The 288-nt window shown below is 64.2% G+C and carries 1 pseudogene; it reads right to left on the bottom strand.

The window, feature by feature from the left end:
• Nucleotides 1-55 precede the first annotated feature (55 nt).
• Nucleotides 56-288 (bottom strand): annotated as a pseudogene (locus tag BN1128_RS24875) (YdcF family protein); the annotation flags it as partial.

The following is a 288-nucleotide window of genomic DNA, read 5'->3' as shown; positions in this document are numbered from 1 at the left end:
CCCGCCATATTGGCGGGTCTGGTGCTCGGTGAACGGTCCGGCCGACCCGATGTGATCAGCGTTCTATCAGCGGGGCCGAGCGATAGCTCCACAGGCCATAGGTGCGCAGCGCATCGCGGTAGATGCCGAGCAGCTCGCTTACTGGATCTGGTGGCGGGCGAGGGCGTAGCCGCTGTAGAGGGCGTTCTCCACCGTGCTGGTGGCGTAGTTCTCCTCTATGATGCGCGAGCGGTCTATGCCCTTCTTCACCAGCCAGTCCGCCATCAGCTTGCCCTCGGTCTGGCGGTT

The sequence above is a fragment of the Aeromonas piscicola genome (genome assembly GCF_000820005.1).
Lineage (GTDB): Bacteria > Pseudomonadota > Gammaproteobacteria > Enterobacterales > Aeromonadaceae > Aeromonas > Aeromonas piscicola.
Note: the sequence above shows the minus strand (reverse complement) of the source record. Positions and strands in the feature narration are given on the sequence as shown.